7 protein-coding genes are annotated in these 8706 nt (G+C 74.0%); 3 read left to right on the plus strand and 4 right to left on the minus strand.

Going from position 1 to position 8706, the window contains the following annotated elements; all coding sequences use genetic code 11:
- Positions 1-10: 10 nt before the first annotated feature.
- From ABZY57_RS06230 to ABZY57_RS06240, 3 genes are read right to left on the minus strand one after another with little or no spacing between them, the layout of a single operon-like run.
- The gene (locus tag ABZY57_RS06230; protein WP_356508657.1) at positions 11-901 is read right to left on the minus strand and encodes a branched-chain amino acid ABC transporter permease; all 891 of its coding nucleotides are present in this window, start codon (positions 899-901) and stop codon (positions 11-13) included.
- Positions 898-1698 carry an ABC transporter ATP-binding protein gene (locus tag ABZY57_RS06235; protein WP_356508659.1) on the minus strand — a complete coding sequence of 267 codons (801 nt, stop codon included), beginning with the start codon at positions 1696-1698 and terminating at the stop codon, positions 898-900. Before ABZY57_RS06235 ends, ABZY57_RS06230 begins: the two co-directional genes overlap by 4 nt.
- Positions 1686-2483: an ABC transporter ATP-binding protein gene (locus tag ABZY57_RS06240; RefSeq protein ID WP_356508661.1), complete on the minus strand. Its 798-nt coding sequence runs from the start codon at positions 2481-2483 to the stop codon at positions 1686-1688. Before ABZY57_RS06240 ends, ABZY57_RS06235 begins: the two co-directional genes overlap by 13 nt.
- 187 nt (positions 2484-2670) lie before the next feature.
- On the opposite strand from ABZY57_RS06240, the gene ABZY57_RS06245 reads away from it, so the two are divergent.
- From ABZY57_RS06245 to ABZY57_RS06255, 3 genes are all read left to right on the plus strand, one after another.
- The gene (locus ABZY57_RS06245) at positions 2671-3858 is read left to right on the plus strand and encodes a helix-turn-helix domain-containing protein (RefSeq protein ID WP_356508663.1); all 1188 of its coding nucleotides are present in this window, start codon (positions 2671-2673) and stop codon (positions 3856-3858) included.
- A gap of 463 nt (positions 3859-4321) precedes the next feature.
- On the plus strand, positions 4322-5179 hold the full coding sequence (locus ABZY57_RS06250) for a dienelactone hydrolase family protein (protein ID WP_356508679.1): 858 nt from the start codon (positions 4322-4324) through the stop codon (positions 5177-5179).
- Positions 5180-5274: 95 nt separating this feature from the next.
- Entirely contained in the window at positions 5275-8136 is a 2862-nt protein-coding gene (locus tag ABZY57_RS06255; protein ID WP_356508665.1) for a helix-turn-helix transcriptional regulator, read from the plus strand.
- A gap of 129 nt (positions 8137-8265) precedes the next feature.
- Here the strand turns inward: ABZY57_RS06255 and ABZY57_RS06260 are convergent, their stop codons facing one another.
- Positions 8266-8670 (minus strand): transglycosylase SLT domain-containing protein, encoded by a 405-nt coding sequence (locus ABZY57_RS06260; RefSeq protein ID WP_356508667.1) that lies wholly within the window; start codon positions 8668-8670, stop codon positions 8266-8268.
- Between the last annotated feature and the right edge of the window lie 36 nt (positions 8671-8706).

Consider the following 8706-nt stretch of genomic DNA (forward strand, 5'->3'; position numbering starts at 1 on the left):
GCTGCGGGTGTCAGACACGGGCGAGCTCCTTCGTGCCGAAGAGTCCGGCGGGACGGATCAGCAGGACCGCGACCATCACCACGTACGGGGCCAGGTCGCCGATGCCCCGGCCGAGGAAGGTCAACTGGCCCTGGTAGCCGGTGGCCAGGGCCTCGGTGACTCCCACGATGAGGCCGCCGGCCAGTGCGCCGGAGGTGGAGTCGAGGCCGCCGAGGATCGCGGCCGGGAAGGCCTTGAGGGCGGCGAGGGACGTGGCCCGCTCCAGGCCGGGCGTGGGGAAGACCGTCAGGAACAGGGCGGCGACGGCGGCCAGCGCCCCGGCCACGGCCCACGCCGCGAGCGAGACCCGGCCCAGCCGTACACCCATCAGTGCGGCCGTCTCCGGCTGCTCTGCGGCTGCGCGCATGGCCACGCCCCAGGAGGTGTGCCGGAACACGAGCAGGAACACGGTGATCAGCAACCCGGCGGCGAGGATGGCGGCGATCCGGGTCTGGGGCACCGTGACCGCGCCGAGGTGGACCACGCGGTCGCCCCAGGGGTCGCCGAGGGAGAGCACGTCGGTGCCGAGGCGCCGGGTGAGGTCGGTGATGAGGAGGATGTCGACGCCGATGGTGACGATGGCCAGCACGCTCTGGTCCTGGCCCCGGTAGCGCCGCATCACCAGGAACTCGATCGCCGCCCCGACGGCTGCCGCCGAGAGGGCGCCGGCCAGGAGGGCGCCCCAGAATCCGAGCTCCTCGTGCAGGGTCGCGGTGACGTACCCGCCGGCCAGGAGCAGGGATGCGTGCGCGAAGTTGACCACTTCGGTGGCCTTGAAGATGACGACGAAGCCGAGGGCGATCAGGGCGTAGACGGAGCCCATGGAGAGCCCGCCGAGGAGCAGTTCGAGGAAGGTGGTCATGCGGCCGGCTCCTCCTCTCCCAGGTACGCGCGGACCACCGCGGGGTCGTTCTGCACCTGCGCGGGAGTCCCGCCGCCGATGCGCCTGCCGAAGTCGAGTACGGTCACCGCGTCCGCGAGCCGCATCACCACCCCCATGTCGTGTTCGACCAGCACGATCGATATGCCGAGGCCGTCCCGGACGCCCGCGATGACGGCGGCCGTGCGCTGCCTCTCGTCGGCGGTCATGCCGGCGACGGGTTCGTCGAGGAGCAGCAGCCGGGGTTCCATGCACAGGGCCCGGGCCAGCTCGACGAGTTTCTGTTTTCCGTACGGGAGGGAGCCGGCGGGCGCCGTGAGGTCGCCCTCCAGCCCGACGAACTCGGCGATCTCCCGGACCCGTTCGCGGTGCAGGCGGTCTTCGCGCGCTGCGGCGGGCAGCCGTAGTCCGGCGGCCAGGAAGCCGGTCCGCATCAGCCGGTGGCGCCCCAGCAGGAGGCTGTCGGCGACGGTGGTGTGCGGGGGGAGTGCCAGGTTCTGGAAGGTGCGGGCGATCCCGAGGGCCGCGACGGCGTGCGGGGCGAGGCCGGTGAGCTCGGCGGCGCCGAACCGGACGCTTCCGCCGGTGGCCCGGTAGACCCCGGACAGGACGTTGAAGCAGGTGGACTTGCCCGCTCCGTTGGGTCCGATGACGGCGTGGACGCTGCCGGGCTCCACCGTGAAGGAGACGGAGTCGAGCGCGGTCAGGCCGGAGAAGCGGACGGTGACGTCGGTGACGGTGAGCGGCGGTGGGGAGGCGTGGGCGTTCACGCGGACCACCTGCGCAGTTCCCGCGGTGCCCCGGTGGTGGCCGGGTCGGGCGCGGCCTCGTCGGTGATGCCGAGGTAGCGGCGCCGTACCTCGTCCGAGGCGGCCAGCTCGGCGGCCGGGCCGTCGAGGGTGACCTCGCCGACCTCCAGGACGTAGGCGTGCGAGGAGAGTCGCAGTGCCAGGGCGGCGTTCTGCTCGACGAGGAGGACCGAGGCGCCCGAGGCGTTGATCTCGGTGATGGTCTCGGCGATGGTGGCGGCCATCTTGGGTGCGAGCCCGAGGGTGGGTTCGTCGAGCAGCAGCAGGCGCGGGCGGGCCATCAGGGCCCGGCCCAGGGCGAGCATCTGCTGTTCGCCGCCGGACAGCAGTCCGGCCCGCTGCCGCGCCCGCTGGGCCAGTACGGGGAACAGCTCGTGCACCCGAGCCAGGGAACGGGCCGTATCGGCGCGGGATCCCGCGCGGCCGCCCAGGGCTCCGGCACGGAGGTTGTCCGCGACGGTCATCCGGGTGAACACCTTTCTCCCCTCGGGTACTTGCACCACTCCCGCGGCGACGACCCGGTCCGGGGTGAGCCCGTCCAGCGGCCTCCCGTCGAAGGAGATGCTCCCGCCCGTGACGGCCCCCCGGTGGAACCCGAGCGTCCGGGACACCGCGCGCAGCAGCGTCGACTTCCCCGCGCCGTTCCCGCCGAGTACGACGACCACCGCGCCGGCGGGCACGTCGAGCGATACGGAGCGCAGTGCCCGGACCGGCCCGTAGCCGATGGACAGTGCACGCACTTGTAGCGAACCCACGTCCTCTCCTTCCTCTGGGTGGCCTTGTGCTGGCGCACACATCAGCACCGGGCCGGGGCGGGCGTCCACCGGCGGATGCGGAATCGCTGCCGATGACCAGCCGGGGCAGGGGCGCGTTGTGCAGACGCACAGACCTGTCGTGCGGGCCCCTTACGGCTGCGGAGGCGGGGTGACATCCTCAGCGGCCATGGGTGGACGCAGAACGCGCACGGAACAGGAGTGGTCGGTCCTGGTGTCGGCGGCGGAGGTACTGATCGCCGACATCCCCGGGCTCACCGACCAGCTCATCAGGGACCTGGCGAAGCACTCGCCGCTGTTCGACCTGGCCGTTCCGCGGGACGAACACTGGCAACAGGTCAGCGAGGCCATGCACTACGGGATCGAGGCCTTCGCCGCATCCCGGTCCGTCCCGCGCAAGGACCTCGCGTACGCGGAGGAACTGGGCCGCCGGCGGGCCGAGCAGGGGCTGCCTCTGGACCTGTTGCTCTACGCGTACCGCAGGGCGGGCCGGCTCACCTGGGACGCGCTGCTGGACATCGTCACCGAGAAGGAGCCGGAGGCGCTGCCCGTGCTGGCCCGCGCCGCCGGGGCCATGTGGGCGGGGATCGAGCAGCAGGCGACCGCGACCGCGGAGGCGTACCGCACCGCGGAGGTGGAGATGCGCCGGCGCAGCGACGAGCGGGCACAGGCACTGCTGGACGCCCTGCTGGAGGGGGACACCGCACCGGCCCTGGCCGCCCAGGTGGCGCTCGCCCTGGACCTGCCGGAGCAGGGGCGGTACGCGGTGGTGGTGCTGCCGGCCGACCGCGGCGACTCGGTCCACCGGGTGGTGGCGGCGGGCGGGATGCGGCTGTTCTGGCGGATGCGCACGGAACGGGAGCTGGCCGTGGTGGCGCTGGGCGACTCCTCGCCGGCCGATCTGGCGGCGGAGCTCGCGGATCGCTGCCCGGGGCCCGGCGGGATCAGCCCGGTGGTGGACGGCCTGGCCGAACTGGGCCGGGCCCGGCGGCTGGCCGAGACGGCGCTGCGGACCTGCGGCCAGGACGAACGCGTGCTGGTACGGCTGACCGACCGGCTGCCCACGGCCCTGGTGGTGCGCCAGCCCGAGCTGTCGGCCGAGCTGGTGCAGGCGGTGCTCGGCCCGCTGCTGGACCTGGACCCGGCGGACCGGGCGATGCTCCTGGAGACCCTCGACGCCTGGCTGGCGGCGGAGGGTTCCGCGGGCCGCGCGGCGAGCCGCCTGTACTGCCACCGCAACACGGTCTTCAACCGGCTGCGCCGGCTGGAACACCTGACGTCGAAGTCCCTCTCCCGCCCCCGGGACCTGATCGCGCTGACCCTGGCGCGGGACGCGTACCGGCTGTCGGGAGGCTGAGCGGGCCCGGCGGCGTGACCGGTGCGTCGGGCGCGGCGTCGGGCGCGGCGTCGGGCGCGGCGTCGGGCGCGGCGTCGGGCGGCGGACGGTGCGCCCGGCCGGTGTGAGCGGTGCACCAGTCGACGAGACCAGTACGTCCTGCGGCGCCCCGGTACGTCCACCGAGGAGACCGGTGATTGCGTCGGCGAGACCGGTGATTCCACCGATGTGCGGTCGCGGAGTGCGCCGTGACAGTGGTCCGGCCAGCGACAGCGGCGGGAACCACCGTCAGGCGGCACGGACTCGGCACGCAGCCGGGTACGGGCCACCGCCGGAACGGCTCCGCCACGACCGAGAGGACGACTCCGTCGTGCAGCAGCACCACTTCGAGAACGCCCACCAGGCCCACTCCGACCACGGCGCCACCGGTACGAGGGGGCGGTCCGTCGACCCCGTCGGCAGCGGGACGCGGCTCCGTCCACTCGTGTCCGCACTGGCGGCGCTCGTGACGATCGGCGCGATCGCCACGTTCACGGCGCCCGGGGCACAGGCCGCGGCCAACCCGTACGAGCGGGGCCCCGCGCCGACCAACGCGAGCATCGAGGCCCTCCGCGGCTCCTACGCGGTGTCGCAGACCAACGTCTCCTCCCTGGGGGTCACCGGCTTCGGCGGCGGCACCATCTACTACCCCACGTCCACCGCGGACGGGACCTTCGGCGCCGTGGTGATCTCACCCGGCTTCACCGCGACCCAGTCGTCCATCGCCTGGCTCGGTCCACGCCTGGCATCCCAGGGGTTCGTCGTCCTGACCATCGACACGCTCACGACCCTCGACCAGCCCGACAGCAGGGGGCGCCAACTGCTCTCCGCCCTGGACTACCTGACGGGGCGCAGCACCGTCCGCAGCAGGATCGACGGCAGCAGGCTCGGGGTGATGGGCCACTCCATGGGCGGCGGCGGCACACTGGAGGCCGCCAAGAGCAGGCCTTCGCTGCAGGCGGCGATCGCGCTCACCGGCTGGAACACCGACAAGTCCTGGCCGGAGATCAAGACACCGACCCTGATCGTCGGGGCCGACGGCGACACGATCGCACCGGTCGCCACGCATTCGGAGCCCTTCTACACGAGCCTGCCCAGCTCCCTCGACAAGGCGTACCTGGAGCTGAACAACGCCACGCACTTCACCCCGAACACCTCGGACACCACCATCGCCAAGTACAGCGTGTCGTGGCTGAAGCGGTTCATCGACAACGACACCCGCTACGAGCAGTTCCTCTGCCCGCTGCCGAGCCCCAGCTCGACCATCGAGGAGTACCGGGGCAACTGCCCCCACACTTCCTGAACCGCACCCGGCAGGCGGGAGGCCGTTCCGCTTCGGCCCCCCACCTGCTGCGTCCGGTCTTCCCCCCTTGTTTACACAGCAGTAACCTCACCGGCGTGACCGGACAAACGACTGCGGCACGTCCTTGCCGGATCTACGGCCGGACCACCGAACTGGCGGCCGTGGCCGCTCTGTCGGATCGGCTCCGGTCCCGACACGGCGGGGCGCTGCTGCTCGTGGCGGAGCAGGGACTGGGCCGGAGCGCTCTTCTCGCCTGGGCCGGTGACTCGTTCACGCTCGGGCCGGTCCTGCGCCCCCGGCCCCTCCCCGGTGAGCCGCGTCCCTACGACGGCGTGCACGCACTGCTGTGCGCGGCGGCCGAGCGAAGGGGCGCGGCCCCGCCGCGGGCCGCGTGCGGATCGGTCCGGCCGGCCGGACTGCCCGCACTGCTGAGGCAGTACGTCCCCGAGGAAGAGCCGCTGCTCGTCTGCGTGGACGACGTACACCTGTGGGACGGGCCCTCGCGGGCCGCCCTCGGCGCGGCCGCACGGCGTCCCGACCCCGCGCGCCCGATCGGGCTCCTGCTCTCGGTGGCGGAGCACCGGGCGGACGATCCCGAATTCGCGGGGCTGCCCGTGGTCCGCTTCGGCCCGCTCGGCGACGGCGCGGCAACCGCCCTGCTCCGTGACCTCACCGGTGAGGGCCTGGACCCCTCCGTACGCTCGGAGTTGCTGTCCGAGGCCGAAGGCAACCCGGCCGTCCTGACGGCCCTCGCCCAGCGGCTGACGCCCGATCAGCTCGGCGGGCACCGGCCGCTGCCCCGCCCGCTCGTGGACGGCGGCGCCCTGTGGGCCACCTTCGGCAGCCGCCTCGCCCCGCTGCCGTCCTCCACGCGACAGGTCCTGCTCCTGGCGGCCGCCGCACACGAACCCGACCCCGACGCGGCGGGCGCGGACGCCTTCCTGGTCCTGCGTGCCGCCCGCGCGGCCGGACTGGGCCCGGCCGCACTGGACCCGGCCGAGGCGGCGAGGCTGGTGCACCACGACGGCGACCGCATCACCTTCGCGGGCTCCCTGCTCCGGCGGGCCGTGTACACCGGCGCACCGTCGTCACGGCGCCGGGCCGCCCACGCCCTGCTCGCCTCGGTCATCGACGCCGACCGGCACCGCCTTCGCCACCTGCTCCACCTCGCACTGGCCGCGCAGGGCCCCGACGGCCCGCTCGCGGCCGAGCTCGTCGCGGCGGCCGGTCCCGGTACTCCGACGTCCGGCATGGAACGCTCGACCGCGCTGTCCAGGGCCGCCGAGCTCACCGCCCATGCGGACTCCCGTACCGCCCGACTGGCCGCCGCGGCGGAGTACGCCCGCCTGGCAGGACATCCCCACAGGGCGCGCAGGCTGCTGGCGGCCACCGGGGAGGGCGCGTCCGATACGGTGCACGGCCGCACGGAACTGGTCCGGGGCAGCCTCGCGCTGCGGGACGGGCCGGTCGGCGACGCCTACCAGGCACTGTTGATGGCCGCGGAGCGGCTCGACCCGTCCGACGCGGAGGGGGCCCTGGAAGCCCGGATGGAGGCGATGGACGCGGCGTGGGCCTCGGGCGACGCCGAGGCCTGCATCGCCGCCCTCGCCGAGGCCCCGCTCCCGGCCGCGCCGTCGGACCCCGCCGCTGCCTGCGCACCGCCTCGGGCCGCCCCGTACGCACCGGTCCGGCACGTGCCGTCAGTACGGCCGGTCCCGCAGGCCTGGTCCGCATCGTCCCCACAGGATCCGAGGCGCGACTTCCGGACGGGCCTGCGCACAGCGCTCGACGGAGACCTCGCCGAGGCCGCGCCGCCGCTGCGCCGGGTGCTCGACCGGGCGCGCCACGACGACGACCCCGCCGGGCTGCTGCGGGCCGGTGTCGCCGCGCTGGTGCTCGGCGACATCGAGGCGGCGCGCCGGGCCAACGCGCGGGCCCTGGCCGAAGCCCGGTCGCGGGGGCTGACCGCCCTCACCCCCCGGATCCTCGAACATCTCGCCTACGCCGAGCTGCGGGCCGGTCAGCACGCCCGGGCCAGGGCCCACGCGCAGGAAGGTCTCCGCGCCGCCCACCGGGCCGGCCAGCGCAACGTGGCCGCCGGTCAGCACGCCATCCTGGCCCTGGTCGCCTCGGTCGAGGACGACGCGGCAGCGGTCGCCGCGCACGCCGGCGCCGCCGTGGAGATCGCACGCCCGCACGGGCTCCTCCAAGCCGTCACCCTGGCCGAGTGGGCCTCTGCGCGCGCCGACCTGTGCCGCGGCCGGCCCTTCGAGGCCGCCGCCCGACTCGGCCCGCTGACCAGGCCGGGGCCAGGGCGCGGCCACTTCGCCGTCCGCATGCTCGCCCTGCCGTGCTTCGTGGAAGCGGCCGTGCAGTCAGGGGCTTCGGCGGAAGCGGAGGCGGCCGTCGAGGAGTTCGCCCTCTGGGCCGACCAGGGCACCGACCCGCAGGCACCGGCGCAGTTGGCCCGGTGCCGCGCCCTGATCGCCCCGGCGGACGACACCGCCGACGCGCTCTACTCCCTGGCACTGACCCGGCACGACACGGTGCACGGTGACTTCGAGCGGGCTCGTACCCAGCTGCTGTACGGGAAGTGGCTGCGCCGTCGGCGCCGTCCGGCCGAGGCGAAGAACCGGCTGCGGGACGCGCTGGTCACTTTCGAGCGCTGCGGGGCCCCGGCCTGGGCCCAGCAGACCCGTGCCGAACTGCGAGCCACCGGTGACGCGCCCGCCCCCGTGCCGGCGGGTGGGCTGGCCCTGCTGACCCCGCAGCAGTTGCGGATCGCACGCTGTGTGGCCGAGGGCGCCACCAACCGGGAGGTGGCACTGAGCCTCTCCGTCAGCCCGCGCACCGTCGACCACCACCTGCGCAACGTCTTCGCCGTGCTCGGAGTGCGCTCCCGGACGGAACTCTCACGTCTGGTGGACCGGGCCGAAAGGGGCGGCGGGCAGTCGTGAAAGCTCACGTACCCGGGCCGGCTGCGGTCGGCGGGCGGGAGCGGTGAGCCCGGGGGCTCGTACGCATGCGGAAGCGCTCGGCCGGAGAGTCCGGCCGCGCGCTTCCGTGTTCCGCTGTCCGCTGGTGGCTCAGTACCAGTGGTGGTTCTGCCAGAAGGTCCAGGCGCCCTCGGGGCTGCCGTAGCGGTCGTTCATGTAGTCCAGGCCCCACTTGATCTGGGTGGCCGGGTTGGTCTTCCAGTCCGAGCCCGCCGAGGCCATCTTCGAGGCCGGCAGGGCCTGGACCAGGCCGTAGGCGCCCGAGGAGGAGTTGGTGGCGGTGTGGTCCCAGCCGCTCTCCTTGGAGACGATGTTGTTGAACGCCGCGAACTGGGCCGGGTCCTTGATCATCTGCTGGGCGATCGCCTTGGCGCTCATCGGGGCGGCCTGCGCGGGAACCGCGGCCAGCATGGTGCCGGCGACGCCCAGGGCGAGGACGGAACCCGCGAGGGTCTTCTTGGAAGCGGCGATGCGGCGGATGACTGCGTTGGACACGGACGGACCTTTCGACGGGGACACGGGCGGTCGCGG

It is taken from the genome of Streptomyces sp. NPDC006450 (assembly GCF_040612195.1).
In the GTDB taxonomy this organism is placed as follows: domain Bacteria; phylum Actinomycetota; class Actinomycetes; order Streptomycetales; family Streptomycetaceae; genus Streptomyces.